Source organism: Pseudoalteromonas luteoviolacea, assembly GCF_018100925.1.
GTDB lineage: Bacteria > Pseudomonadota > Gammaproteobacteria > Enterobacterales > Alteromonadaceae > Pseudoalteromonas > Pseudoalteromonas obscura.
This window is the reverse complement of sequence record NZ_JAGJEH010000001.1, coordinates 264512-290225: the sequence shown is the minus strand read 5'-3', so window position 1 is coordinate 290225 and position 25714 is coordinate 264512. Positions and strand designations below refer to the sequence as shown.

Below are 25714 nucleotides of genomic sequence, written 5' to 3'. Positions count from 1 at the left end.
GCCAATTCATATTGGCTTAAACAGCATTGTTTGCCAAGTTGTGTGGGCACGCCCCTGCGCATCCTGTTCTTTATCCGTAATAAGTTCCAAACTTAAATCAGCACTTTGTGCCATAGTTACAAGCGTTTCGGTATCAAAATTAGTGAGACCTCGGAGCTCAAGGTGCTGCTCGTCAGTACAGTGTCGCAATTTGATGACTAATAACCCCTGCGGTTTAAGCAATTGCCTTATTGTTAGGAGAGCTTGAATACAAGCATGGCTATCAAGATAATTAAACACTCCACTTACCAATATAATGTCAAAAGTGTCGTACTGCTTTTTCACTTTAACAAGACGCGGTAACTCATCGCGAAACCAAATAATCGGCAGCTCTCGTGTGTAAGCCTGACCTAATCGGTTAATAGAACTAACAGGCTCAACGGCGACCACTTCTGCGCTTCTATTTTGCTCAACAATAAACTTAGCATCCCTGCCTGCACCGGCACCAATGTCCAAGAAGCTCAAATGCTCTTTCACTAGATAGGGTTTAAGATGAGTAAGCCAATTTGCGTGTAATGATTCAAAGCAGTCTGTCTGGTATATCTGTGCTAATTTCAATGCGTTTTGTTCGTAGTACTGCGCGGTCATGGTACAAAGGCCCCAATTGATTGTATCTGCTTTTAGTATCTATGATAGGTAACCTGTATAACAAAATAATGACAATCAGCCACTAGTTGAAATCGTGAAACCGTTTAAACATAGATCAATAATGACGTTAGCAACACTAAAAAAGAGCTATTTTTACTCTTAACAACATCATGCTATTGTAAAGGCTCTAGCAATAAAAGGACTCAAATCTTATGGACCCAGTTACAACGATACTGAACTTTCTTTTTACCATTGAAGCCGTTTTACTTATTTTTGTTATTGTACTTTTAAAAGGCTCAATTAAATTTGTCCCGCAAAATCGCGCCTGGATAATTGAACGTTTTGGTAAATACCAATCAACAAAAGAAGCGGGTTTAAATTTTATAATTCCCTTTATTGACCAAGTAGCGGCCGATAGGAGCTTGAAAGAGCAAGCAACCGATGTACCTTCTCAATCCGCGATTACTCGCGACAATATTTCTTTAGTCGTAGATGGAGTCTTGTATTTCAGAGTACTCGACCCGTATAAAGCAACGTATGGTGTTGATGACTATGTGTTCGCGGTCACACAATTGGCTCAAACCACCATGCGTAGTGAACTGGGCAAAATGGAACTGGACAAGACCTTTGAAGAGCGTGATATGTTAAACACCAATATTGTGACTGCGATTAACGCTGCATCAGAGCCGTGGGGTATTCAAGTATTACGCTACGAAATCAAAGATATTGTGCCACCTAATTCAGTCATGGAAGCTATGGAAGCACAAATGAAAGCTGAGCGTGTTAAACGTGCTCAAATTTTAGAATCTGAGGGCGATCGTCAGGCCGAAATTAATGTTGCCGAAGGTAAAAAACAGGCTCAGGTTTTAGCGGCAGAAGCTGAAAAAGCAGAGCAAATATTAAAGGCCGAAGGTGAGGCAAAAGCCATCATTGCTGTTGCAGAGGCTCAAGCAGATGCATTGAGAAAAGTGGGTGAAGCAGCTAATACACAAGAAGGCCAAAAAGCCATTCAACTCGATTTGGCAACCAAGGCAATTGCTGCAAAAGAAGCGATTGCTAAAGAATCGTCAGTTGTACTGCTACCAGACAATGGAACGGATGCCAGTTCACTCGTTGCTCAGGGCATGTCGATAATTAACACCTTAAACAGTCAAAAGAATGGGTAATGTATGGCCTATCTCACAGAAAACTTACCACAAGCATTAATTATTTTTGGTTTGTTAGCACTCAGTATTGAAGTGATTATTCTCGGGTTTTCAACATTTGTGTTGTTTTTTCTAGGCCTGTCACTTGTAGCCAGTGGTACATTCATGTATTTCGGACTGGTCGAACCAAACTTACTCAACGCGGCATGGATAAACGGTATCTTAACTGCGGTGCTAGCGCTACTATTATGGAAACCACTCAAAGCAATGCAAGCACAGCAAGATACCAAACCCGTAGAAAGTGATTTTGCTGAAATTAGTTTTACATTAGAACAGGACTTGACCGAATCAAACCAAGTCCATTACCAATACTCTGGTATTCAATGGCAAATTAAAAGTAAATCTGACTTACCTAAAGGCACGCATGTCAAAGTTGTCGAAAAATCAGTGGGCATACTTTGGGTTACGCCTGTGGAATAAGCCACCAATTGAAAAGCGCAAGCCCACTGCGCTTTCTCCTAATTTTTCTATATTGCTAAATGACTTAACAGAGCTTGGTAATAGTCGTTCCACACATTGAACCGACACTACTATCTTCTCCAAACTATCAGCTTAAAAACCCGCATGCTCACAACTTAATTTGTTCATATTTCAGACACACCGACTTCATCTTCGGCCCATAACATAGTGAATGACGCAGCAGTTATAAGCCATAGTCTAAGCAAGGAATAACCATGCACGACAATTGTAAACTAAGCTTGTTGGTGGTTCTGACACTGTTGCTGATAAGCCAAGCTCATTCAGCCCAACTATTTAAGGCTCAAGACAATAAAGAAACAGGCTATAGCTATGCTAGAGAGCCGGGCGAACTTGTATCTAACAGCACTATCTACCGAGATTCACCTAAGAAAAGCATAGGTGCTTTATGAGTGCGAATTTTAGGTCAACGGGTTGAAAAATAGATGTTCCATTTGAAATCAGGCATAAATTAAGCGTACTGAATCCATATTTTTACCCAAATTAGTCTCTAAATATCGTGTATCTCGTGAAGTGTAATATTACTGTGACGCACGTTCATACAAGGCTCTAAGGTGGTTCAATGAACTCAATGGCTGTTGAATCGCTGTATCGCTTTAAGGGCATTCTCTTGATATTGCTCATTAATTAAGTCAGCAAATAAAAGGTGTTGCTCACCAATCACGCCGGTGAGCCCTTTTTTACTGGCATAAAACTGACCTGATGTTAGCTGTTTATCAAAAATAGCGGACAAATACCGCCCAGCTCCTACTTCAACTCGGTGCACCTTACCCAACCATAACATTACTTGCATCATACCTTTCATTGCGTATTGCTTGATCACAGGTAAAGTATTAAACCCTTCAGTCCCAGTCGTAGCCCCAGGGCTCATGGTGATAAATTTGATGTGTGGGTTGCGTCTAGCCATGGCAGACATCCAAAGCGCCCCCATATACTTTATTGGCCCATAATGTGCGGTCGCATCTTGGTTTTTGGTAAATGCCGAGCCATCACAAATGGTCGTAAACTCCTCCACTGACGAGGTAGTTAGATTGGGACGTGGCATACCCATTTCAGTCACGCCACGAGCAGCTTCCGAGCCCGCATATACAGCAACTTGGGTCAGCTTGCCATATTTTAGCAATTCTTCCGTTAGCACACTGTGCCCTAATAAGTTCACAGCAAATATCTGCGTAACACCGTCACTGTTTAGCTTCGAGAAGTCCCTTCCGCCTGTACCACCAGCATTCATGATTAATGCGTCCACACTATGAGGCAATGACTCAACAGCGCGTTTAACAGAGCTGGTGTCGCTGACATCAATTTCAACAATTTTAAAAATGCTGCGCCCTGTTAATTGCTCTAGTTCTTGCTGCGCAATAAAGGCTTTTTCTCGATTTCGACATCCTAAATAGACAACTTCAACCTCAGGGCGAGCCGCGAGCTGCTTCGCTGCTTCTTTACCTAAACCTGCATTTGCTCCTGTAATTAATACGCGCTTGATCATGATGTAACCTTTCACTTAATGATGATGTAATGTTCAATACGACTAGATTAATCGATGCACTAAGCGATTTTTTGATATTTCTTGCTGTCTTGTTTCTTGAGCAAAAAAAAAAGCCTGACGGATCAGGCTTTGGGCTTTATTGGAATGTTCAAGTAGATTTTGTTATTGGGGTCGGCATCATTGAAGTTAGCGGGCAGTAATTCAAAGTCCGGTTTATCTGCATATTCATAGCTGCTTTTAGGTAGCCAACTTCCCCAAATATAGCGCAGTGTTTCTTCTAGTTTAGCAATGGGCCCTATATGAGTGAACCGAGCATACGTCTGGGCTTCAAGCTCACGCGTGATAAGGCCTTCAGGCACATCGTCGAAGTTTTCAACTTGTGCTGAGCATATATAAACAAACCGCGTGGTATCTTCAGATTCTTCATAGTTTTCATATATGCCAAAAAAGTCACTGCCGACACGGTTTGGTATTTTATCTCTGTATGGTCTAAAGCCCGACCACAACTTCGGCAAACTTAAATCACCGTCATCATATTGATTTGCAATACCGACAATTTTCATTGCTGGTTGCTCAATAATTTCGGGCTCCATGCTGATATTATTCTGTAAAAATGCCAAGTCATCTTGGCTGACTGGTTTTTTATACAACAACCTAAACGGTTCGTTGATCTTTCTATATTGTGCAGGCGTCATATCAAACAACGCCTTAAATGCACGAGTAAACGCTTCTTGAGATTCAAATTGGCATTCAATTGCCAGCTCTAAAATCCCAACCTCTTCTGTTAGCAAACGTTTTGCCGCAAATGTTAAGCGCCTCTTACGCAAGTATTCTTTAGGTGTATCTCCAACCAATGCTTTAAACACCCTACTGTAATGATAAGTTGAATAATGTGAGGCTGTCGCAATTTCATGCACACTGATTTTTTCAAATAAGTGTGACTCAATATATTCAATGCTCTTAAAAAACCGCTCCATCTCATAATCCTCAAAGTTCTTTACTAAATTGCTCAAGCACGTGCCATGTCTGACATTAGCACATTTTCTTCAGCATATTTTTTCAATCCAGTGAGCAGTTTGCCAAATGCAATCGGAAATACCAATCTCAACAGTGGATAAAATGGGTAAGCAAACAGCTTCAGCTGAGGAGAGGCAACCCAAGTTACCTCTGATTTATTGTGGCCGATTGAACGCACTGACATATGAACATGGTTTTGCTTAATAGGCACAATTTTAGGGTTGTTGACAGGTAAGACATCAAATGCCAAATATCTACCTTGCTCACTGTATTCTGTGATCACCTCTTTGACCTTAGCGCCATTGGGGTCAGAATTTAAGTCGCAGATACGCCCTTCCATTGGCGCTCCAGACAACCCTTTACCAGCCCCCAGAGCCACTGAATTTGGGATAGGGCCCATCCATAAATGTGCCTTATCAAATTCGTGGGCGATTAAATGCCAGACTTGCTCTGCGGGTTTATTGATGATGATTTTTTTAGTTACTTTCATAAGTACACCTGTGTGTGTTGTGTTGATAGGTGTACTTTAGAAAATATCCAAAGCGCGTTTTTGATATTTCTTGCTATCTCAATAAAAAGTTTCTCAAGGCAATGCAATTCACCTTATTTTGGGCGGCTCAGTAGTTGAATTTAAAGCCGCCCTAACGGAACTTTTTCAGTTCTGAGAAACGCTGACTATTCCTGCTTGGACAGTATACAAGTGTGCTCAGCGGCAAAGTTATTAAATGAAGTCTCGAGTGGTTAAACCCACCAATTGCAAAACGCTAATTAATGGGTTTAACAGGCAGATTAAGCCTTTAGTTCAACAAATTATGGCTTCGAATAAATACCGACAACTTATTTGCAATATCGGTATGCTCAGCTGTTGTTGGATGCCAAATACACCCTTCCAGTGGTGAAGAGAAAGTGTGAGAGTACAGCTTATCTATTCCCTGCTCTTCTAGTTTTGCTTTTGCCTCTAATGTTGCCGGAATAATAAAGTCATATGGATATGCAGGTCTTGGCATAAAAACAATTGGTGCGTTGGGGAAGCGATAGCGCACAGTGTTAACAAACTCTACCATGGTCGAAACCCAGTCTGCTTTCACGTCCTCAATCGTCTCCCAAGGCTCGTGTGGCTGAGGATCTGTACTGAAATCGTTCGTACCCACTTCTATCACTACCAAATTAGGATGTGTATCTTCATAAGCTTTATTGTCACCAAACACAGCCGTTACTTTGTCAAAGTAAGTACGCAAATTGTGGTGAGGATCATTGCCGCTCCAATTGCGGATCAAACCTAGGCCCGAATAAGACACTTGAGTAAAACTGGCCTCCAACAGAGACGCCGTTAGATAAGGAAACGCCACTCTGGCATTGCTGGTATCTACAATTTCGTTCCAAGTGCACTGGCGCTTAGTTGACTCACTGCCAAAGCCCGCACTAATAGAGTCACCGATAAATAAAATATGGGGTTGCTGCTGCCAAATTCCCTCTAATCGACCATCAGTCGTAAAGCTTAAAATTTTGGTGTTATTACTGTAGTTTTCCCAGCGTTTAACGATTTCAATGTCTACCGTTTTTACATCCTGTTGGGCAAATACGACATGCTCCTCAAAGTTGCCATTTTGCCCTGTGACAATTTTCTTGTGCAGTACCCCATCTACTAAGACATCAAACTGATCACCATATCCAGCCATTGTAACTTTAAGTGATTTCCCAACTAGCTTGGTTTTGAGCTGTGTTCCCGGCCAGTTAAACTCTACTTGGCCTTTATTGTAATGTTTACTAACTCGCCCTTCATATACGATGGCATGATGGGTCGCCTTATAACTCTTCGCAAATACGGCACTGGAAAAGAGCCCTCCGACGCAGCTGAGCACAAATGCCAGTAGCGACAATTTGATAGATATTAACCTTAACATGTGTCATTCCTTAAATGAGTTTGTATCCGAGACTGTATTCCAATGTTACCTATTGCCTCGTGATATACCCCAATGCTGGTTAACCCCTTCAGTCATTGGGAATTTGATCAAATACAACTCACTCCATTTGAAAAAAACTCATACAGCGCACGTCTGTTTACTATCCGACCTTGTCGCTATTGTATACACAGGCACAATAATCTTAAAATACAATCATTCTCATTTTAGAAGACACAAATCTGTGAACAACCGTATTTTAGTCGTAGAAGACGACATTACTCTCAATCAACAAGTCTGTGTGCTACTTAGCAACAGGGGCTATCAGGTAGACTGTCTTCACGATGGCGAACAAGGACTTAGTCAGGCGCTGGCTATCGATTATGACCTCATCATTTTGGATATTCGCTTACCAAGTATGGAAGGCTACGAAATCTTGGCTCAGCTTAGAAAAATAAAACACACACCTGTCTTGATTTTATCTGCATGTGGTGCTGAACAAGAGCGCATTAAGGGTCTAAGCTTGGGCGCGGATGATTACCTGTCTAAACCTTTTAACCTTGATGAGCTGGTACTGCGTATAGAAGCAATTTTAAGGCGTGTCCACGCAAGTCATACCCAAGCACAAACGCCATTTGAGATTGTCTTGGCTGACTTGCACTTGGATAGACAAAAGCAGCTTGCCGCCTATAACAAAGAGACACTAGATATCACTGCAATTCAATTTAAGTTGCTGTGGCAGTTAGCCCACAATCACAAGGAAACCCTTAGCAAAGCATTCCTTTACCAGAGCGTACTTGAACGCCAATTTAGCCGGTATGACCGCAGTTTAGACATGCACTTGAGTCGACTTCGAAAAAAACTAGTCGCGGTAGGGCTAAGCCCTGAGTCGATTACAACCGTACATGGCAAAGGGTACCGTCTGCATGTTCAACCTTAAAGCCTCTTATTTCTTACGCTTGTGCGCGCTGGTCATAGCGGGCTCAATCATATTGTTCGGTGTGATCGATTACTTGGTCAACCACACCGAATTCAGAATGAGTCAAATCAAAGTAGAACATCAAGAAGAGCTAATTGCACTTGGCCAACACGCAGAGCAATTGTTCTTAAAAGGCGATATGGCAGCTTTGAGTGCATACGTAAAAAACATAGAGCAAGAGCACAATACTTGGGCTGCGGTCGTACAGCGTGAGCTGACCCCACTGGCAGATACCCAACTTCAGCAATACTACCTCGATGAGTTTACACTGGGCCGAAATGTACGCTGGAAAATCCATTTATATTTCCCCCGTAACCCAGTAATGGATATTCCCTTTGCTGATGACAGGACTCACTTTTTAATTCAGCTTCCCAGCCATATGCGTCCAGGCAATTACTGGAAAGTCACTTACATTGTACTGCAATTTTTCGTACCATTTTTGGTTCTAGCGGGCATTTGCTGGCTGCTATATCGCGCCATCATGAAGCCTCTAAAACAACTTGAACAAACAACACGCGCCTTCGCCGATGGAGATTTAGACAGCCGTGTGGGAGACAGAATTTCGAGCCGAGATACGGAGTTCAAACAAATTGCAGCGACATTTGACAAAATGGCCCACTGCACCGCCAACACCATTCGCGCACAAAGGCAGTTTATCGCTGACTTTTCGCATGAAATTAGAACGCCAATTACGCGTATAGAAACCGCTTTGGAATGCCACAAATCCGGGTTAGACCAACAAGATATGCTTTCTCGCGTGGCCAAGAACACCCACACCATGAGAGAGCTTGCCGAAAATACACTCACATTAACATGGCTCGAAAACGAACGTTTTTGTCCACATACTGACACAGCAAATAGTCCGTTTGATCTCGTCGACTTAATCGATTGCATTGCTGAAGAAGTTAAGTTTGAAGCCCCACATTTACACTTTCAGCTGAACATGCCAGAAACTCAGCAGCACAATAGTGACGCCCGAGTGCTTGGTCAGGTCATAGAGAATGTGCTCAGAAACGCCAGCCGGTATGCCACAAAGCATATCTCCGTGGTACTTGATAAGCACACAATTCAAATATTAGATGATGGGCCCGGTGTCGCTGAGAGTGAGCTAGAAGATATATTTCAACCGTTTTATCGCAGTCATGGTTATTCGCATACGCAACCTGATAGTCACTCGTTTGGTTTGGGTCTAGCACTGTGTAAAAGGCAGATGGAGCGCCTAAACGGACATATCTACGCACAAAATACACCCAAATCCGGATTATGTATCGTCATTGAGCTCTAAAGCCAACCGTAGTCACATAAATTAGCACCAAATGTCACTGCAAATGTAACAGTTGTAAAAGTGCTTTGTTTTGGGACAGAACCATGAATAATACACGGCGTATTGATAACTATTTTCATTTAAGATAAAGGAACACACCAATGCAGTTTGGTTTTTCTCGCTCATCTATCGCCCTTGCTGTGGCAGTTGCAACTTTTGGTTCACCTGTTACTTTAGCCGACAACAAACAACAAAAGATTGAAATCATCGAAGTTCACGGCAAAGTTTCTGACGCCGATATGATCATCGACCAAACTGATCTGACTCAACTACAAGCGAATGACCTGTCAGATATATTCAGATCACTTCCACAAGTATCGGTAGGTGGTTCGAACCCTGTCGCACAAAAGATTTATGTTCGCGGTCTAGAAGACACCATGCTTAATGTCAGTATTGATGGCGCGTTGCAAGCTGGCTATTTGTTTCACCATCAAGGTCGTTTATCAATTGAGCCTGAACTGCTCAAGCAAGTAGACGTGGTGGCAGGTGCGGGGGACGCCACATCTGGCTCGGGCGCGCTAGGTGGTGCACTGAGATTTAAAACTAAGAGTGCCTCAGACTTGCTTGCACCAGATGAAAATTTTGGCGCCTTATTCAAGCTAGGTTATTACGGCAACAGTGAAGGCTTCAAAGCAAGCTCTACCGTATATGGTCGAGTCACTGACGATATTGATGCATTGGTATCACTGATCAAGCGCGACACAGAGAACATGGAAGATGGAAACGGTGATGAAATCCCTTACTCTCAGTCAGAGCAAGAAGTTGGCTTTGCTAAAATTAGTGGTGATATAACTGACACACAATCATTTAGCCTAAGTCACGATGTGCGCCACGATGACGGCACACGCTTACTGCGTGCCCATTGGCACCCAAGCCGTAAAAACTTACCACTGCCGCAAGAAAGCGAGCGTACAACAAATACACTAAATTATTTTTACGCACCGCATGATGATCTCATTGATGTCGCTTTTTCAGCGTACCAAACTAAAAACTCTATCACGCACGCACACCCTAAAGGTGAAAATAGAGCGGGTATTGTTGTTCAAAACACTTATTTCGCCGAGTATGACTCACAAGGTTTTGATATCAAGAATATTGCGCTCTATAACACTCACAAAATTGTGGCTGGATTTGACTACAGAGACGACGAAGCGATATTAGAAGACATTGGATCAAACTATGAGCTGTCCGGTGTTGAGAAAGGCAAAGTGCTGGGTATCTATATTCAAGATTACTTCCAAGTGACAGAACAATTTCAGATCAGCACAGGTGTAAGATACGACAACTACGAACTTGACGATGACAACGGTCACAATTTTGACTCTAGCGGCTTTAGCCCTAATGTGAACCTTACTTATGAGCTTACGCCTGAGTTATCGGTTAATACTGGTTACGCAAAGGCTGTTCGAGGTCAAAAAGTAAAAGAGCTATTTGTCCTTGGTTATTATGATAATGACGTAAACTTGCGCAAAGAAGTTGCTGAAAACATCGAAGTCGGATTTAAATATCTCGGTGACAACCTCGTTGTGCAAGCTGACGTATTTGTATCGACGATTGATGATGCTGTTTCTACCGCAAAGAACCTCGAAACACAGGCCGCCCACATACTGAGCAACGTCGGTGATTTAGAGAATAAAGGGCTAAACATCAATGCTCGCTATAGCTTTGAGAAAGTATCTTTGTCTCTGGCATTTAATAGCAGCAGCCCTGAGTGGAAAACGCATATAAACCCGGCGCTGGCAGGAACCCCTATCTCCGATCAAGACTGGTCTATTGGTACCTCTGTTGGTGATACTTTAACCTTGGGCGCTGACTACTCACTCACCGATTCAATAGAGTTGGCTTGGCAAGCACGTCTGGTTAAACGCCTTGATGATGCTGGCACCTATGTCTGGGACAATACCCAATTACCAGAAAAGGTAGGCTATGGCGTTCATGACTTAAAAGCGACGTGGTATATCACGGACAACGAAAACTTAAAACTGGATGTCGCCATCAAGAATGTGTTCGACAAGTTTTATTATGACCATGCAACCTATGCAGCACTTGGCCCAATTGATACAGGTGTTGCGGAGCCAGGACGCGATATTCGCGCCACCATTACATGGCAACTGTAATAACAAAATTCTAGTCAGCTGAACAAAGAGGCCTGAAATAAGGCCTCTTTTTTCTTTTAGCACTGGCTAACTTTATTTCAGTCCAAGTTTCTCCAACTTGCTTTCAACGTCTTTATACCTCAATAAACTGCAACTACCAAAGCCCGACCTTTGCCTAAATTTGTTTGCTGTTGACATGGGTGTGGTCATACCCGTTAAGAAGCGCACTAAAATGGCTGGTGTTGCTTCCACCCCGACTTGTGTTAAATGGTTTTTAAGTCCATAGATGTCATCTCTTAGCTGTTGCTCATCAGGAAAAGTAGGTTCTTGGCTATAGTGCAGGTGTGCAGCAGTTCCTCTACAGACACTGCAATGGCCGCAGTTTTGTGGTACTTGTTCATCATCAAAATATCGCGCTAAATTATTAGATAAGCAGTTTTGCAATTCAAAAAAGCGCAGCATTGCGGCTATTCGCTTGACTTCACTTTGCTCTTTGTCGGCGAAATAAGTACTTAGCTTTGTAGCCAGATCTGGCGCGACTAATTTTTCCGTATCAACTTGATATACTTGCATCATGCGTTTCGACTCGAGCAGGATCATACCCTGCTCATGCAAATAATCGAGAGCCGCTACCACTCGACTTCGGTCTAGACCTTGGTTCACTAGAGCAGTCATATCTACCGTCCCCCACACTTTTTTAAAGTGAGTTTGGGAAAGTACCTGCTGAATAAAGCTTTGTCGATTGGCGTCAAACGAACTCAGCACTTTGCTTTCTGTGTGTAACCATTTAAAGCGAAAGTCGGCGTAAAATGCATATTTTGCTTCTAAGACGCCAAACAGCTCGAGCTGAACCAAGGCTGTTTTCAATGCCAGCAATCGAATATTGGTGGTTTTAGATACGCTCAGCTCTTGCATTTCCCACAGGCCTTGCTCTGTAGATGTACTAATTTCATTGATCAGTAATTCAATATTGCCAAGCTCTGGTGTGTCTGCGTAAACAAAGTTTTCAAGTGTTGAGACACCATCGAGATTTGCCAAAGTAATACATTGTGATGGCTCTCCATCTCGCCCTGCTCGACCGATTTCCTGACTGTAGTTTTCGATAGATTTTGGTAAATCATAGTGGATCACGAATCGAATATCCGACTTATCAATCCCCATACCAAAAGCAATAGTTGCAACAATTATACGCTTTTCATTGCGCATAAATTGTTGCTGAATTTGCTGCCTTAGTTCGTCTTTTAATCCGGCATGATAGGCCACGGCATCAAAGCCTGAAGCTTGTAATTGTTTTGCCAGTTGCTCTGCTGTTTGTTGCAGTGTGACATAGATAATTCCGCTATCTCGTCTGTTGGATAAAAAAGATAAAATAGTTGGTAGCTTGTCACTTTCAGTACTACCGTGAATACTGAGGTCTAAATTTGAGCGATAAAAGCCAGTTTGCACAATATGCGCTTCGCTAATGGCAAACCTTTGTGCCATATCACGTTTAACCTTTTTTGTTGCGGTTGCTGTTAATAACAGCACTAACGGAATATTAAGCTCACTGCGAATTTGCGGTAACTTCAAATAGTCGGGTCTAAAATTATGCCCCCACTCAGAAATACAATGCGCTTCATCAACCACTAACATAGAAATCGGTATCTGCTTGATAAAACCTCTAAACCGCTCATTTTTAAAGCGCTCTACGGACACCATAAGGATCTTGATCTGACCTTCTCTTACACCTTGCATTACGTTTTGAGACTGTTCAAATGATTGTGTCGAGTCTAAGCTCGCAGCTGCTATACCTTTTTTATTCAAAAACTCGATTTGGTCTTGCATTAAAGCAAGAAGAGGAGACACCACTAGAGTCACGTGTGGCAAATGCAATGCAGTGAGCTGATAACAAAGCGACTTGCCAGATCCAGTAGGAAAAATAGCCAAGCTTGATTGCCCATTGATCAGCTGCTCAATTGTTTGTGCTTGTCCAGCTCTAAAAGAGGGGAACCCAAAGTGTGCTTGTAAGCTTTGTTGTATATCTGCTAGTTGCATTTATTTATCTCATTAAAAACGGCGGGTTTATTCACCTGCTCAGACATTCAAGGCCGATCAGGCTATTATTCGGTACCGCTGCATATCATACCAGCAATGACGGCAGCTTGTTTCACATATCATTAAATTCATAAAATCCATATGTTCTGCCGCTACACATCAAGAAGCAGCAGCAATTAGATATTTTCCAATTGAAATCATAGCGCTTTTTCTAATATCCTCTCGCACTAAGCAACAGCAATAGAAGACGTCAGCTACAATGGACAAGGAGTATTTCATGGCACATGTACGCACGGCCAAAATGACAGACATACAACAAATTCACTACTTATCCAATTTTTTGGGTTACGAAAGTGCTTCAATGGAACAAGCCCAACTGCGGCTTGAGTATTTACTTGAATCAAGCAATGACGATGTATGGGTTTTTGACCAAAACGGTCGAGTCGGTGGTTGGATACACGCCTTCAAAGCCCACCGTGTCGCATCCAAAATGGTATATGAAATCGGTGGTTTGGTGGTCGACCCTCAAATAAGAAACCAGGGCATAGGTAAACATTTGGTCGAGCACGTCTATCAAGTGGCGATTGAACAAAACACCGAGCTCAGGGTCAGATGCAACTCAAAGCGCATTGAAACACATCATTTTTATCGAAAGTTGGGGTTTGGAGAGTCTAAAACGCAACATATATTCACTAAAAATTAGTTTGATTACAATGAAACCAGAAATACACGGTAGGAGTGTGTAATGGGTTGAAAGATACATTTTAGTTCGGGCATACTAAACTGGCTTTGTTTATCATAGAAAGGAACAATGCATGTCTAAATTACAAAAATCGGCCCATTTGGGTACCCATAATCACCTTGTTCGTTTAGCAGTGCTATCATCAAGTATGCTACTTTTAGCCGCCTGTACTTCTACTTCGGTAACAACGCAGGAAGTAGCTCAGTCTGCCACTTCATGTGTTGGCAATATAGACAACCACCCCGGTCTTACTGCTGTCCCAGACGCTTCGATACCAAAAGGTGTTGTATTACCAGCGGAACAAGGTGGACTATGCAAAGGTCAAGTTTTTGTAACTACAAAAGAAATAACTATTTGGCGTGCTTGGAATAGCGAATACTCAGGCTCAAAACTCGGTAAATGGTGGACATTTGACAAGCCGAAAGGCTCCATTTCCAAATATCGTAGAGACAATGTAATTTGTCCGAGTTACTCACCACTCGACATGCTCGTTAGCTGTAAAATCAAAGTCGGTACCCAAGTGGTTATTGGTCCAGGACAAAGCGCAAAATGTAGTAGCTATTTCAGCTACCCTGCTTCAAAAACCAATCAAATATACTTAGCGGACGCTCAGAGCTCGACCGCAGAGTGTCAATCTTATGATGGTCGCTTCTCTTGGCGTTCAGAGCCCAAGCAAATCGTTAAAGCAGCCGAATCATTATGACATATGAGTATATAGGGTGAAGCGTGCCGTACACGCCTCATCCCATGCAAATATCGCTACTACCTATTTAAATAACCAATACGGTTTAGCTCATCCGCTTTATGTTTTAAAGGGTCTTGCACTCTGCACTGCCCTTGCCCATTTTCAATGAACTTTGTCAAACCCTCATGCCCTTCAAGCTCTGCGACATCTATACAGCTGTTGGCGATAAGGCGAGATTTTAATAGTTGAGGGTCAAAAGAAGTGCTATCCGTCTCAGACATTAATTTCGCCTGCTCATAAAGCGCATAAGACGTAGCAACCGGAGTTGTCCAAGAAGACCCAAAAGGTGACATCTCGGCTTGGTATCTCATCCCTAAAATATCAGGATCGAACTTTGGAGTACTGTTTGTTGCATGACTGCCAGTGCCATTTTCGGGCACATATCCAACATTGATATATAAGTCGATACTTTCATTGCCATTAAAACTGTCTTCATTATCAACGAATACTTGTTGCCAACCAGATAACCCACCTTCAGTTATACTCGTGTCTTTATCACCTGTGGAGTATTGAGAAACACGCACTCTATTAGAGTAGTTGATCAGGTCCAGCTCATCTTGGCTTTGCGTAGCAAACTCGTTCCCAGCATGAAATGCCAACGTATTTGGCGATTCAAATAACGCGTCATAGACAGGTTTTATTGCATTTAAAAATTGCACGCGCTGCTCTGTATCAAGCGCATCACTACATCCGTTGCCACTCAAAGCATTGCCAACACTATCCAGAGTAAAGCCGCCAGAGTAATTTATATATTCAACTTCATGGCTGTCGATAATATCTGCTTTGAGCGAGCTCGCAGCACTTTGCATATGCGCCAAAAACGCATTCAAGTCAGCGGAACACAGCTCATCTTTGTGCTGTGTAAAGGGGGTAAATGAAGACGTGTCAATTAGGACAAATTCAGCTTGTGGATTGTGCTGTGCTAAATAACCAAACACTTTAGTACCATGACTAAAAAACGCTCTATTGGTTACTCTGTCAAATCGGTCATCGGGGACCACTTCTCTATATTTGGCTGCCAAATCTGATAGCCAACTCGCTGGCAAAAATGCGTCTTGAGGCTTGGCGAACTTCTCATCGGTGAAGGTAAAACTGTTAATGTCTTGGAGCAGTTTTACACCCAATTTAGATAAGCTAATCTGTGGGTTGTCAGTAATAAATGTCTTAGTTTGAGGATCATATTTATAAGTCGCTTTAACTCGGGGGCGATAACGCAATGCCGAAAGAAAGTCCATTTCATAGTCTAAAACAAGTATTGTTTGTGTTTTTTTTGTACGGTCTTGATTAAATTGTCCATCGCTAAACTTCACCGTTTGGACTTCACACAATTCATGGTTTTGTGGCACTGTCGTACAGTCAATGCCCTGTTCATCTATCCAAGCAATAGAATCAGTCACAAATTGTTTTCCTTGTGTCTCTATCACGTCCATAAACACAGTGGGATCAGGTTCTGGTTCAGGCTCCGGTTCAGGTTCTGGTTCCGGTTCTGGCTCTGGTTCAGGCTCCGGTTCTGGTTCAGGTTCCGGTTCCGGTTCCGGCTCTGGAGTGGGTTCAGGATCAGGTTTAGGATCAGGCTGTACAGCCACAGGGGGAGGATCGATTGGTGCAGGCTCAGTGCTATCACTCCCTCCACCACAACCTGTGATAAGCAGCGACAGCGACCCCACTAACAAAGCGCCTGTTTTCTTAAACATATAACTCTCCTTAGAATAAAAATCTTTGCTTTGCTGTTCCTCGAAAGCAAAAATCACCTTTTATAAACACTTAATTAACAATTTAAGGTGTAACTATATCATGAATAATCAAACAGGCACTACGCGATTACAATTTAATACAAAATGATTTCTCTGTGATTATTTTAAATATCCCTGCTGGTTAAGTGTATCCAAACGATACTTTAACGGATCTTGCAAACGGCAATGTCCATTTCCTGCATATATAAAGTCAGATAATGCGAAGTTTATGAAATGTCCGCCATTATCATAACAATCTTGTGAAATTAAAGTTCGCTTCAAATATGCTGGATCAAAACCCCACTCCATTTGGCTCTGAATTGCGATTGCATAAGATGTAGCAATAGGAGCAGCCCACGAAGATGAAGGGAATTCCCAATCTGCGCCATATCTCATCCCGTAAACATCAGAAGCCATTTTAGGTGTACTATTTGTCTCCCAAAAAGCGCTTCTGCCATAGCCAAAATTGATATACATGTCTATATATTTGTGTCCGTCAAACTCAGACGTGTGATTAACAAATACATCCTGCCAACCAGTCTTTGCATCCTGTGAAATCTGAGTATCTACAGAGCCAGTTGTATAAGACATCACGCGAATGCGATTTTGATAATCAATTACATCAAGTGGGTTTTCACTACTTGTCGCCGAAGCAGCCCCTGCATGGATCCCAAGAACACCATAGGTACTAAACAATTTGTCATATACAGGTCTAATGCTCTGAACGAATCTTTTCGCCCTGCTATTACTTAAACTGCCACTACATTTATTACTTTCCCAAGCGGTCTGTACATCTCTTCTTTCAAACCCACCTGAGTAGTTTATATACTCAATGTCATTTACTTCAATGATATCTCTCAATAATGAACCCGCAGCGCGTTCCATTTTCACATAGAACGCATCTATATTACGGCTGCAAATGTCATCTTTGTGCATGATAAAAGGAGAAAATGTACTGGTATCTATGATCACAAACTCTGCGTCAGGGTTGTGTTGTGCCAAATAGCCAAACACCTTAGTGCCATGACTAAAGTGCGGAGCACCTGTTTCATGATCGTACTTGTCCTGACTTGCTGCTCCCACATACTTGGCAGCCAAGTCTCCTAGCCATGCGGCAGGTAAAAAACCAGGTTTGACAGCACCAGTATCTTGATCTGTATATGTAAAGCCATCGATGTCACTTAATACTTTTTGACCAAGTCGAGAGATCGAAACAGATGGGTTATCTGCCACAAATGTCTGAGTGTCCGGATCATATTTGTAGGCTGATTTTATACGGCTGCGGTAGCGCAATACGGTCTGAAGATCCATTCCATAATCCATTACCAGTATAGTTTGTTTGGAACTCGTTCTGGATGGGTCAAACTCACCGTCATCAAAGTACACCTTTACAGTGTCACACATTGGGTGCGAATTGGTATTTTGCTCGCAACTTATTCCCTGCTCATCAATCCAAGCTATAGAGTCTGCAATATGTTGTTGCGCATGAACTTTTAATGGGTGAGGTTGTGGTGTTGTCGCATGCGCTGCAAATGCACTTAACAAACCCAGCGCGGGCAAAAACTTATATGTGTTACTCATTTCAAATTTCTCCTTTTGAAACATACGAGTAGGCTATTCGAGTTAATTTAGCTTACGAAAGTTAAGACTGTTTCTTAAACAGCTTTTGTACTATCTCAATTGTTTCATCTACACTTTTTTCGCGACTGATAATCGAACCAAATTGGTTCGCATATATTTTTCTAACGTCATTGTGAAAGTCATCGAAATAACCAAGTTCCATCATCACCATTTCAGGCGATGCAATCACTTGCTCATCATCGTAAGTAGAGATGGACGCGTATACTAAATCCTCAAGATCAAGATCTCTGCGCTTTTCAATTTCTCCACCATTTGCCAGCTGCTCGCTCAAATTGCTCGCTAACTGGCCTGTCGCTTCGTAAAGAGGACCCGGTTCACCAGCTTTCGCTAGTTGATCTAGCAAACGAATTGAAAATACTCTGACTAAAGCTTGTTGTTCACCAAATGCAGCTTCGGCATGTTTAAAATCAATCAAACTTTTTTGCGCAATTTCGATCATTTCAGGGTTATGCAATAAATCTTGCATTTCTTCGTTAATAAACGATGCAGAATTAAATTTACCGACAGACAGTTGCATCCGTTGAAAAGCGGTTAGAAGCTGCTCTTCTGTTGTTGCAACCTTGGGGTCCGCTTTTGGTATTTTTGTGTCAATATCTGATGTAAGTTTTTTATCTAGTTCATCTAGCTTGTTAGTGTTTACTGTATTTTTATTATCGTGCTGTACTACATTTGCGACGCTGCTTGTATTAGTCTCACCATCTGCAAAATTGTCACTCCAGCCTAGCCAGAATAATGTAGCGGCAACAGCAGCGACTCCAGCAAAAATGACGCCCTTCTTCATAATATGTAACCTCCTAAACAGCAATTTTTATTCAAACCCTGAGCCATAAGTAAAATTGCGTTTATTGTATTGCGTGTTCGTTAATGCTTTATCTGCCAAAACGGCAAACACCAGCAAGTTGTTCTGTAAATAAATCAATTACTGGATAATAACCATTGTAGCGACCCCACAAACCCGCATTGTTTGAAATTTTTCCATTCAATATTGCCCAATCAATTCTTTCATAAAGTGGGTTAGGATCAGGACGATAGGCGCAGCGTCCACCCATATCGGAACGCTCAGCTAAAAGCTTATACTTCTCCAGTGTCGCAGCTGAGCTCGGCGTCACTTCATAACTACAGATTGAAAAAATTGATTTATCGTAATAATCAATAACCGGGTAATACTTAAATTGTTTCCCCCAATCAGCCGCATCAGCAGTTATTACGCCTTCGCTACGAGCCCAATCTATTCTTTGCCTAGCTGATGACTCAGAAGGCTTACTCACACACCTGTTGTATAACGCATTATCAAAATAGGCCTGATAACGATAGTTTGCAGTATCTATAGCAGCTTGAGCTGACATCGAAGATAGAAAAACTGCTGTTCCAAGCAATACAGGAATTGATTTCATGGCATTTATTCCAACTTAATATGATTGAAAATAGAAATGATTAATATAAAAAAGGAAGGCCTGAATGGCCCTCCCTATGCATCAATAAATTATTGACGAACGATAACTTGACCTAGCTCAGCTTGAAGCTGGTTTTGCCAAGTTAAATCACCAACTAGGATGTCGTTAGCGATGATGATGTGGTTAACAGCTTCAGCACCACTTGTCTCAAAGTTGTAAACATCTTGGTTAGTCGCTTCACGAGTGATAGCAGCAACTGATAGCTCAACGCCGTCTGCACGAAGCATAGTTTGACCAGCTTCTACATCTTTAGCAGCTACCATAGTACCGTCACCTAAAAGCATACCGTGGTGTTGAGTTACTTTAAGCTCAGAACCATCTTCAAGAGTGAATACATATAGTTTTGATTCTTCAGAACCTTGAGTACGTGCTTTCATTTCAAATGTTTCAGTTGAAAGCGCGCTTAGAGAAGCATCTTTAGAAAGAGCTACTAAGCCATATGAATTGTCAACGTCTTTCGCTTCAACATCGACTACTTTACCGCCTTTAGTTACACGGATAAGCGTACTAGCTTCGAAACAACCACATTTACAAACAGCACCAACTGTTCTGTCATAAAAATCAACAACTGGGTAGAAACCATTCGCTTTACCCCACTCACCAGCGCGAGCAGTGATATAACCTTCACGAACAGCCCAATCGATACGCTGTACACACTCTGTAGCATTAACTGCTTTTTTCGCACAACGGCCATGAGCAGCATTATCTGTTGTTGCTTGGCTCTGATATGCAGCTATGTCCATTGCAGCTTCAGATTTAGCAGCGAAAAACGCAAGCGCAGCAGCAAAAAGAATTGTCAAAGTTCTCATAAAAAGGATTTCCTTGTAATTGATTTTAACTAAAGTTTATTTTTCAGCATCAGCTTTTAGAGTGACATTGTTAAATGCACTATAACCATAAGCTGATATGTACCAAGTGCCGCTTGCCGGGTTGGCAACAACACATGATTCGTTTGATGTACCAGGGTTTTCAGAAGCGCAATCGTTGTCGATTGGGTAAGGTGTTTGACCATGCTTGATATATAAATCAGCATCACCAGAACCACCTGACAAGCTTGCTACTAACTTCGTTGTACCTGCTGGCACATTGAATGCGAACGTTCTAAAGTCACCAGAGTTGCCACTGACCACTTCAACTAGACCATCACTAGGGCCACCATCAAGTTTTGCGTAAACTAGCTTGTTTGGTGAGCCTGCAACATTAGAGATTTTATTCGCAGATGCATTGTTGTTGATCGCTGCTGTAACTTGAGCAGGATTTAGATTAGGCGTTTTAGCTAGGTGTAAAGCTGCTACACCAGCAACGTGCGGAGATGCCATTGAAGTACCGCTGATTGTTCTTGTCGCTGTATTAGAGCCAATCCACGCCGATTTGATTGATGAACCTGGAGCGAAGACGTCGATACACTTACCATAGTTTGAGAAGCTTGATCTTGCATCATTGACATCTGTAGAAGCAACAGTAATTGCTGAAGGTGCACTAGCTGGTGATTTTGAGCACGCATCGCCTCTGTCGTTACCCGCAGCAACAACAAACGTAACACCGCGATTAACTGCCGTTTCTACCGCATTATTAACTGCTGTAGATTTACCGCCGCCTAAACTCATGTTAGCAACAGATGGACCCCTAGCATTTGATGCAACCCAGTCGATACCAGCGATAACACCAGCATATGAACCTGAACCTCGGCAATCTAGAACACGAACGCCAACTAGGTCTACCGCCTTAGCTACACCATATTCAGTACCACCAATAGTACCTGCAACGTGCGTACCGTGACCATTACAGTCTTGTGCTGTCGCATCGTTGTCAATGAAATCGTAACCGTTTCTAGCGCGGCCACCAAAATCGTTGTGGCTGTTTTGAATACCGGTATCAAGTACGTAAGCAGTTACACCCTGACCATTGTTTGCACCAACATATTTTCTATCAAGTGGCAAATCTCTTTGGTCGATACGGTCCAGACCCCAAGTCGGGTTGTTTTGAAGTGCACTAACATCTGAAATCTTTGGATCGATTGTGAATGTCGCATTTTGCTCTACAAACTTCACATCAGGGTGTGAAAGTAGTTTTACTAGCTGATCAGAGTTTGCTTTGATGGCAACACCTGACAAATTATCATATTGATACTCAACTTCGACACCTAATTCAGCGCTTAGTTTTGACGTCAAAGAAGTAGTGAATGCAGCTCTTGCTGATACATCAGCATTAATAAAAGTTGAAGGGGTATTATACACAACAATATAGCTATCTTTCACAGCTTTAGTACCAGCTGAGTTGCTATAAAATTCTGCTGCTTGGGCTGTAGAACCAAGTGCAAGACTCAATAAAAGCGGTGTTACTTTCCTTCTAATCATGATTTTTCCTTATTATTTAAATGAAGTTAATTAGAAATCACATCAACTAAAAAACTAAGAAATAATAGAATGCACACTACTATCAAACTTCAGACATACATACGTTCAGCTCTTAGAGACGCTATAGTTACATACAAAAAAACAAAATAACAAAAAACAAGAGCGTCCAAAAAAACATCAAACACAATCCTATTTTGCAAAACAATTATTTTTTATTAGCTTATTTATCAGCAACTTAATGTTCAAAAAAGGAAAAACCCAAGAACTAGGATAAAAACACCAATGTAAACAAATCAAATAACACACCATTCACAAAATGATAATATACAAATAATCACCACAATTACTTTATCTAAGTTCCATAACCTTGCAAAAAAGCTAATTAAATCCAAATAAAGGGGTACAATAGGCGGATAAAAATTCGTTAGTGAACTATGCTGAATAAAACTTATTACTCTGAATATGAATTTATACATAACAAATAATTATAAAAAAAATACCCACAATATAGGTTGTATAATTTGATTCAGCCTATGCGAGGTTTTTGGCTCTATTTAACAGTGATTTCCTACAAAAATTTGTACCTAATTTGTATAATCTGGGGTTTAAAAATTTAGAGCAAATTAGGTATAGTGCGAGCGACCGTTATCACCAAGACCCGTTTAAGGTACAATCAGTGCGTTTTTGATTACACTGGTGTTAATAATGTAATCCTGTGGGGGGGCATAAAAATGAGGTAATAACGCCATGAATTGTACACAGCGCACCGCCCATCGCTGTCACTCTGGCCACTGTAATTGAGATTAACACTTTGGGAGAGATGGCTAACACAATGATTCTAGATAGAACTTTGCGAGCTAGGCTCACTTTTCGCTGCCAAAAAAGAGAGATTAAGTCTAACTAAAGCTAAAGAATAAAAATGACGCCACTTTTAATAGATAAAACATCATTATTTTGAATAGTATAACTATTAACCTATGAGTTTAAACATAAACCCCGCATTTTGTCATATGCTTAATAATCAGGAAATAAGCATAAATATTTCAGCTTAACTAACCAAACTCAGCCCCATCACATTATATATTCCCTGAACACACACCTACGAACCCAATACAGGTCCTTTATGAAATTAATAAGGTAATTACTAAATATGCGCTTAGAGCGTATTACAGGCCGAATTAAAGACCATTTATACAACCTTTCCAGGCAGAAATGATCAATAACTGGCACATGAAACTACCAGAAGCCCCACAGGCTCAAGTAAAGGTACTAAACAACTTTGCTTCTTCACTGGCAAATACTTTTGTCTAAATGGTGGCTTACTTTACTTCTGCGTTATTTCTTTCCTAACTTATAAAAACTAGGGCAAACCCACAGGACGCAAGGTCAATGCTTTAAAATTCATGATGCCTTCAATGATTTATTTGCTAACACCGTACTTTGAGCAGTTTGTGCTACAAACTTTAGGAAGCTATCTGTTGTCGTACTGGTCAATGCCACTCAGGCTTTTTTGCCAGCTAGCTCACCTGTTGGATTTTCCATTTCTTTCTCACCGAGTTGGACAAAAACAACTAGGCGACCTTTCACGTCAGTAGAAAATTTTCAATGCTTTTTGACTAATTCTGGTTGCTTAACCTGAATCTATGACATCACTGGACAATCATACCTGCGACTTTAAAGAGTTGACCTTCTAAAGGCAGTTCGAGCATTGCCTCTATAAATTTATGCATAGATTTTTCGTCGTCCAAACCTATTTTAAGGAAATGCCGAATTGTATAAGACTTCATAACTAAGCTAACGCCCTGAGTTTGCTCGATGTTTGTGACTTACATCAGCTTCAACTCTGTTTCTGCGCCTTATGACGTAACTGTTTTTAATGTGGAAGTTTTTATCATCTCAATAGACATCACGTAGCACTTTTCAAGCATAAAGCAATGACTTGTTTATCCGAGACTTTTCGCAGCCTACCGTTCCAATTAAGCTGCGCTCACAGCTGAGATTCAGACACCTCTGAATTTGAGGGGCAAACTATAATATGCCGTTATACCATACTAAAATGGTCAATATGGATGCAACCAGCCTTCTTTCGATTCACCTTGAGGTTGATAATCACGCCAGCTCCTCACCGGCCACAATTGCACAGCTCTTTATGAATGTATCACCATATAAGTCATGCTTTTCGCTAATATCTGGGCAGCTTTTTCAACAACAGCTAAGTATTCGAACAAACTCATCGGTAGAACCCAACCATCGCAAGGATCTTCTTTAATCATAAATCAGGACGAAGTGCTACTCCGCCCCAATGAAAAGAGTACAAGTAGCCGTTTTGAGTTTAACTCAAGCGAGTCAACTGTTTACTCATACTCGGCGCAAAATACGACACCCTAATTGCCAGATAGAAGTTCTACTTTTACATCTATCCAAGCACGCTCGGTCCCGTCTACACCCCCCTTAGCCGTAGGAGTAATTCTAAAGCCCCCCCAGTGATCGGTATAACTTTTGCCAATTACTAACTCAGAATCAGTTTGGTCATCCCCCCACCACCCCGGCGTTTTTGAGCCCGGCGTCATGTCTAGTAAATAAGAGGTGGTTTTCCAAAAACGAGCATCTTTTTCATTTTCGAAGTAACCCTGTAAGTTGATTAGAATACCGTCTTTTGTATTCGGGTAGTTTTGGTTGGTTGTACGATACTCAAGCCAATACGTATAAAGTCCGTTTCCAGATTTCAACCTGAGTCCAATATAGCCAAGGTCATTTCTAGCATGGTCAAACGCATAAATACGATACGTACCCGAAGAATTTATAATAGGCACATCGCTGTCCGTTAACCAACGAAAATAATGCTTATATAGCAAGTTGTATGATTGCAAAGAGTGTGCCCCCATACCCATCATGCTATAGACATTTCCATAATTTAGGCTTTCCTTATCATAGTCATGATCGCCAATAACTCGCCCAGCACCCGCTTCAATCGCTTTTGCATGTCTAAGACCAAGTGCGTGACCAAGCTCGTGCGCGATAACGCCAGGAGTATGATGGTACAAACTAATCGAAGGCGGTGCTGCGCTCGAGTTGAAATTGCCGACTTGCGGCGCAACCATCATAACAACAGTTGCTTTACCTGGATTATCTGGGTCAACTCCGCGATTTTTCACTTCAGCTTGCCATGCCGCACGCCATGCAAAAAAGTCATTGTCAAAGTCTCGCTTGGGACGGTTAATCGTGATCACAGGTTCAGATACATCATAATAAACCGAAAATTTTCCATACGATTGTTCTGTATAGTACTGGACCGTTTTTTCCAAGTCCGCCTGCATGGTGCCCCACTCCAACGGCGTATCACTAAATTGGAAACGAAAGACTTTTAAGTTCACATAGTCATACTCATAACGATCATCTCTATCAGGAGGAGTAGTACTGTCTACAGTTCGACAAGAAGTTGCCCCCAAGTCAACGACCAATGAAGCACCTTCGCTAGCGCCATCAATGGCTATATAACTCCAGTAATTGCTTGGATTGCTAATAACAATACATTCGCCATTGCCCGCTTTCACGGAACTGGGGTCACTGCCATCTAACTTTGGCCAAGCGCCATTTTTAGCGTACAAGTTAAGATCCCCACTTCCATAACCTGTTGTGATCGCATAGCTATCTACATTACTTGTGTTACCGATACTCAAATAAGTACGGGATTTGTTTGGTAAGCAAACTGTTTGACCATTTAGAACTGTTCTACCTAAAAATGGGTCTTGATTTTGGCATGCATTGTCTAGATTTGCGGCCAAAGCGGCACCTTGATTTGTGGCACAATACACCGCTAACACAGCGCCATACTTCCATAAATTTACCTTCATTGTTGTATCCTTTGCTTTAGTTACTGACACGGCTCTGTGCCA

The 25714-nt window shown here is 41.8% G+C and carries 21 protein-coding genes; 8 read left to right on the top strand and 13 right to left on the bottom strand.

What is annotated here, in order from left to right:
- Positions 1–6: 6 nt before the first annotated feature.
- Positions 7–627, bottom strand: coding sequence for a class I SAM-dependent methyltransferase (locus tag J8M00_RS01095; RefSeq protein WP_211008535.1), 621 nt, complete (start codon positions 625–627; stop codon positions 7–9).
- Between the two features lie 212 nt (positions 628–839).
- Here J8M00_RS01095 and J8M00_RS01090 point away from each other — a divergent pair, with 212 nt between their 5' ends.
- The 3 genes from J8M00_RS01090 (at position 840) to J8M00_RS01080 (ending at position 2701) form a co-directional block, all read left to right on the top strand.
- Complete coding sequence (locus J8M00_RS01090; protein ID WP_023397976.1) at positions 840–1793, top strand: SPFH domain-containing protein; 954 nt, start codon at positions 840–842, stop codon at positions 1791–1793.
- A 3-nt stretch (positions 1794–1796) separates the two neighbouring features.
- Complete coding sequence (locus J8M00_RS01085; RefSeq protein ID WP_211008534.1) at positions 1797–2252, top strand: NfeD family protein; 456 nt, start codon at positions 1797–1799, stop codon at positions 2250–2252.
- A 254-nt stretch (positions 2253–2506) separates the two neighbouring features.
- Positions 2507–2701: a hypothetical protein gene (locus tag J8M00_RS01080; protein WP_211008533.1), complete on the top strand. Its 195-nt coding sequence runs from the start codon at positions 2507–2509 to the stop codon at positions 2699–2701.
- Between the two features lie 176 nt (positions 2702–2877).
- Here the strand turns inward: J8M00_RS01080 and J8M00_RS01075 are convergent, their stop codons facing one another.
- From J8M00_RS01075 to J8M00_RS01060, 4 genes are all read right to left on the bottom strand, one after another.
- A complete protein-coding gene (locus J8M00_RS01075) occupies positions 2878–3795 on the bottom strand; it encodes an SDR family NAD(P)-dependent oxidoreductase (RefSeq protein ID WP_211008532.1) in 918 nt (305 codons plus the stop codon).
- Positions 3796–3917: 122 nt separating this feature from the next.
- A complete protein-coding gene (locus tag J8M00_RS01070) occupies positions 3918–4772 on the bottom strand; it encodes an AraC family transcriptional regulator (RefSeq protein ID WP_211008531.1) in 855 nt (284 codons plus the stop codon).
- 32 nt (positions 4773–4804) lie between these two features.
- Positions 4805–5302 (bottom strand): SRPBCC family protein, encoded by a 498-nt coding sequence (locus J8M00_RS01065; protein ID WP_211008530.1) that lies wholly within the window; start codon positions 5300–5302, stop codon positions 4805–4807.
- Between the two features lie 307 nt (positions 5303–5609).
- Positions 5610–6716, bottom strand: a complete 1107-nt coding sequence (locus J8M00_RS01060; RefSeq protein WP_211008529.1) for an SGNH/GDSL hydrolase family protein — start codon at positions 6714–6716, stop codon at positions 5610–5612.
- Between the two features lie 241 nt (positions 6717–6957).
- Between J8M00_RS01060 and J8M00_RS01055 the strand changes: the two genes are divergently transcribed.
- The 3 genes from J8M00_RS01055 to J8M00_RS01045 all read left to right on the top strand — a co-directional run bounded on the left by J8M00_RS01055 (position 6958) and on the right by J8M00_RS01045 (position 11133).
- Positions 6958–7653 carry a response regulator transcription factor gene (locus J8M00_RS01055; RefSeq protein ID WP_284138180.1) on the top strand — a complete coding sequence of 232 codons (696 nt, stop codon included), beginning with the start codon at positions 6958–6960 and terminating at the stop codon, positions 7651–7653.
- A complete protein-coding gene (locus tag J8M00_RS01050; RefSeq protein ID WP_211008528.1) occupies positions 7640–8977 on the top strand; it encodes a HAMP domain-containing sensor histidine kinase in 1338 nt (445 codons plus the stop codon). Before J8M00_RS01055 ends, J8M00_RS01050 begins: the two co-directional genes overlap by 14 nt.
- A 140-nt stretch (positions 8978–9117) precedes the next feature.
- On the top strand, positions 9118–11133 hold the full coding sequence (locus J8M00_RS01045) for a TonB-dependent receptor domain-containing protein (RefSeq protein WP_211008527.1): 2016 nt from the start codon (positions 9118–9120) through the stop codon (positions 11131–11133).
- Positions 11134–11205: 72 nt separating this feature from the next.
- Here J8M00_RS01045 and J8M00_RS01040 read toward each other — a convergent pair whose 3' ends face one another.
- A complete protein-coding gene (locus tag J8M00_RS01040) occupies positions 11206–13146 on the bottom strand; it encodes a RecQ family ATP-dependent DNA helicase (RefSeq protein WP_211008526.1) in 1941 nt (646 codons plus the stop codon).
- Between the two features lie 277 nt (positions 13147–13423).
- Between J8M00_RS01040 and J8M00_RS01035 the strand changes: the two genes are divergently transcribed.
- The gene (locus J8M00_RS01035) at positions 13424–13849 is read left to right on the top strand and encodes a GNAT family N-acetyltransferase (protein WP_211008525.1); all 426 of its coding nucleotides are present in this window, start codon (positions 13424–13426) and stop codon (positions 13847–13849) included.
- 112 nt (positions 13850–13961) lie between these two features.
- Entirely contained in the window at positions 13962–14591 is a 630-nt protein-coding gene (locus J8M00_RS01030) for a hypothetical protein (RefSeq protein ID WP_211008524.1), read from the top strand.
- A 59-nt stretch (positions 14592–14650) separates the two neighbouring features.
- Here J8M00_RS01030 and J8M00_RS01025 read toward each other — a convergent pair whose 3' ends face one another.
- The 7 genes from J8M00_RS01025 to J8M00_RS00995 form a co-directional block, all read right to left on the bottom strand.
- Positions 14651–16327: a hypothetical protein gene (locus J8M00_RS01025; protein ID WP_211008523.1), complete on the bottom strand. Its 1677-nt coding sequence runs from the start codon at positions 16325–16327 to the stop codon at positions 14651–14653.
- Positions 16328–16486: 159 nt separating this feature from the next.
- Positions 16487–17947 carry a hypothetical protein gene (locus tag J8M00_RS01020; RefSeq protein WP_211008522.1) on the bottom strand — a complete coding sequence of 487 codons (1461 nt, stop codon included), beginning with the start codon at positions 17945–17947 and terminating at the stop codon, positions 16487–16489.
- Positions 17948–18008: 61 nt separating this feature from the next.
- Positions 18009–18788, bottom strand: a complete 780-nt coding sequence (locus tag J8M00_RS01015) for a hypothetical protein (RefSeq protein ID WP_211008521.1) — start codon at positions 18786–18788, stop codon at positions 18009–18011.
- An 88-nt stretch (positions 18789–18876) separates the two neighbouring features.
- Positions 18877–19401 (bottom strand): hypothetical protein, encoded by a 525-nt coding sequence (locus tag J8M00_RS01010; RefSeq protein ID WP_211008520.1) that lies wholly within the window; start codon positions 19399–19401, stop codon positions 18877–18879.
- Between the two features lie 89 nt (positions 19402–19490).
- A complete protein-coding gene (locus tag J8M00_RS01005) occupies positions 19491–20270 on the bottom strand; it encodes a Hint domain-containing protein (RefSeq protein ID WP_211008519.1) in 780 nt (259 codons plus the stop codon).
- 36 nt (positions 20271–20306) lie between these two features.
- Positions 20307–21818, bottom strand: coding sequence for a S8 family peptidase (locus J8M00_RS01000; RefSeq protein ID WP_211008518.1), 1512 nt, complete (start codon positions 21816–21818; stop codon positions 20307–20309).
- 2384 nt (positions 21819–24202) lie between these two features.
- Positions 24203–25672: a PPC domain-containing protein gene (locus J8M00_RS00995; RefSeq protein WP_211008517.1), complete on the bottom strand. Its 1470-nt coding sequence runs from the start codon at positions 25670–25672 to the stop codon at positions 24203–24205.
- Positions 25673–25714: the final 42 nt, after the last annotated feature.

Excerpts from the sequence above, each read along its gene's own strand:
- J8M00_RS01095 (WP_211008535.1), bottom strand. The coding sequence starts at position 627 with ATGACCGCGCAGTACTACGAACAAAACGCATTGAAATTAGCACAGATA.
- J8M00_RS01090 (WP_023397976.1), top strand. The coding sequence starts at position 840 with ATGGACCCAGTTACAACGATACTGAACTTTCTTTTTACCATTGAAGCC.
- J8M00_RS01085 (WP_211008534.1), top strand. The coding sequence starts at position 1,797 with ATGGCCTATCTCACAGAAAACTTACCACAAGCATTAATTATTTTTGGT.
- J8M00_RS01080 (WP_211008533.1), top strand. The coding sequence starts at position 2,507 with ATGCACGACAATTGTAAACTAAGCTTGTTGGTGGTTCTGACACTGTTG.
- J8M00_RS01075 (WP_211008532.1), bottom strand. The coding sequence starts at position 3,795 with ATGATCAAGCGCGTATTAATTACAGGAGCAAATGCAGGTTTAGGTAAA.
- J8M00_RS01070 (WP_211008531.1), bottom strand. The coding sequence starts at position 4,772 with ATGGAGCGGTTTTTTAAGAGCATTGAATATATTGAGTCACACTTATTT.
- J8M00_RS01065 (WP_211008530.1), bottom strand. The coding sequence starts at position 5,302 with ATGAAAGTAACTAAAAAAATCATCATCAATAAACCCGCAGAGCAAGTC.
- J8M00_RS01060 (WP_211008529.1), bottom strand. The coding sequence starts at position 6,716 with ATGTTAAGGTTAATATCTATCAAATTGTCGCTACTGGCATTTGTGCTC.
- J8M00_RS01050 (WP_211008528.1), top strand. The coding sequence starts at position 7,640 with ATGTTCAACCTTAAAGCCTCTTATTTCTTACGCTTGTGCGCGCTGGTC.
- J8M00_RS01045 (WP_211008527.1), top strand. The coding sequence starts at position 9,118 with ATGCAGTTTGGTTTTTCTCGCTCATCTATCGCCCTTGCTGTGGCAGTT.
- J8M00_RS01040 (WP_211008526.1), bottom strand. The coding sequence starts at position 13,146 with ATGCAACTAGCAGATATACAACAAAGCTTACAAGCACACTTTGGGTTC.
- J8M00_RS01035 (WP_211008525.1), top strand. The coding sequence starts at position 13,424 with ATGGCACATGTACGCACGGCCAAAATGACAGACATACAACAAATTCAC.
- J8M00_RS01030 (WP_211008524.1), top strand. The coding sequence starts at position 13,962 with ATGTCTAAATTACAAAAATCGGCCCATTTGGGTACCCATAATCACCTT.
- J8M00_RS01025 (WP_211008523.1), bottom strand. The coding sequence starts at position 16,327 with ATGTTTAAGAAAACAGGCGCTTTGTTAGTGGGGTCGCTGTCGCTGCTT.
- J8M00_RS01020 (WP_211008522.1), bottom strand. The coding sequence starts at position 17,947 with ATGAGTAACACATATAAGTTTTTGCCCGCGCTGGGTTTGTTAAGTGCA.
- J8M00_RS01015 (WP_211008521.1), bottom strand. The coding sequence starts at position 18,788 with ATGAAGAAGGGCGTCATTTTTGCTGGAGTCGCTGCTGTTGCCGCTACA.
- J8M00_RS01010 (WP_211008520.1), bottom strand. The coding sequence starts at position 19,401 with ATGAAATCAATTCCTGTATTGCTTGGAACAGCAGTTTTTCTATCTTCG.
- J8M00_RS01005 (WP_211008519.1), bottom strand. The coding sequence starts at position 20,270 with ATGAGAACTTTGACAATTCTTTTTGCTGCTGCGCTTGCGTTTTTCGCT.
- J8M00_RS01000 (WP_211008518.1), bottom strand. The coding sequence starts at position 21,818 with ATGATTAGAAGGAAAGTAACACCGCTTTTATTGAGTCTTGCACTTGGT.
- J8M00_RS00995 (WP_211008517.1), bottom strand. The coding sequence starts at position 25,672 with ATGAAGGTAAATTTATGGAAGTATGGCGCTGTGTTAGCGGTGTATTGT.